Origin of the sequence: Enterococcus plantarum (genome assembly GCF_001730295.1) — a bacterium.
Taxonomy (GTDB): domain Bacteria; phylum Bacillota; class Bacilli; order Lactobacillales; family Enterococcaceae; genus Enterococcus_L; species Enterococcus_L plantarum.
The window spans coordinates 1-1,293 of record NZ_MIKA01000038.1 but is presented as its reverse complement, the minus strand read 5'-3'; the positions used below and the strand labels follow the sequence as shown (position 1 = coordinate 1,293).

The following is a 1,293-nucleotide window of genomic DNA, read 5'->3' as shown; positions in this document are numbered from 1 at the left end:
TTTTCTGGCTTCGTCAATATATCTAGGTATTCTTTATATTTTTCATTGAATTGAACGTCTGCTTGTGTGACTTTACTTGGATCGGTCACCCACATCCATACGTAAGCGCCTGTGGCAAGTTGGACACGACAATGGTAACGACCTTTCATCCCTTCCGCAAATTCTTTTGCTCGTTTGTTTTCGATTGCTTCAGCGCGATTTTTCCACCGTTCATTGATCGAAGTGGCCCAGGTCATATCTAATTTCCCAAGGTCAAATGTCCCCGAAGCCCCATTCCAAGCTTTACATCCACTGACTTGCGCTATCCCTCGAGACAGCTCTTGTTGGCAAGCTTCGTATTCTGAAAAGAAACTGGCCGAGCGGGCGTTAAAAGCATGAAACTGCTCTAATTGTTCTCTTTTTTTAGCAATACTCTCACAAGCGTTGATATAGCGACGTTCTAAACTTGGCTGGACCTCTTTTGACACGGTCATCTGATGCTCTAACTGTTGTTTCAACTGTTCGAATCGGTTGATTTGACTCATGATTTGGTCTTCGTCTGTATCGATACTTGAAACAGAACTTTGATACTCGTTGATCAGTCGTTTGTGGGTACTTGCCATTGCTTCTCCTGTCATAGTAACAGAACGACAGATTGGTGTATAGACCACATTGAAATAACGCTTCGCCGAGTCATAGGCTTTTCCTGATAACGGTGCGAATAAAAATTGCGCGATACTTTTTTGAAGCGAAGCGATCGCTTGATTTGCTTCTTGGTTCATTCGTGAAGCATCACTTGCTTGCGCCTGCATTTCACCAACATAAAATTTCAACCCCATTTACTGCTTCTCCTTTTCTTCCTCCAATAGCGCATTCCGTTGTTTCCGATAGGTTTCTTCTTCCGCTTCCAACAACTGCTTTTTCGTTTTGTTTAATTCTCTTTCTTTATCTGCTAGACGCTGTTGCGCTTTAGTTGATTGATCTCGACTATCCAGACCTCTATCTTGAAAATAGTGTCGTTCTTCCGGCGAAGAAGTTGCAACCACTTCAGAATATAAGCGCTGTTCTTCTTGATGGATAGAGTGAAGGTCCTCCAGTTGTTTACCTATTGTCCGGATTTCTCTTGTGACTAACTCTTGTTCTGCTTGAATCGTTTTAAGTGTTGCTTGGTCACTCACCTCTGTCATTAGAACCACCTACTCATCGGCGATGTGTTCGCTTGAAATTGATGTGATGCTTTTAAGTCGATTTCGGAAAAATCCTTTGCAACAGAGTGTATATTTTTCCCAGTAGCTACAATACTAGCTGAGAGTT

At 42.4% G+C, this 1,293-nt stretch carries 2 protein-coding genes; both read right to left on the bottom strand.

The annotated features are described in order from the left end of the window. Nucleotides 1–818: T7SS effector LXG polymorphic toxin (locus BCR22_RS10925; RefSeq protein WP_069654926.1), on the bottom strand; the 818-nt coding region annotated here is incomplete at its 3' end. Then, entirely contained in the window at nt 819–1,166 is a 348-nt protein-coding gene (locus BCR22_RS10920; RefSeq protein WP_069654925.1) for a DUF3958 family protein, read from the bottom strand. Nucleotides 1,167–1,293: the final 127 nt, after the last annotated feature.

Coding starts and splice junctions, on each gene's coding strand:
- BCR22_RS10920 (WP_069654925.1), bottom strand. CDS start 1,166: ATGACAGAGGTGAGTGACCAAGCAACACTTAAAACGATTCAAGCAGAA.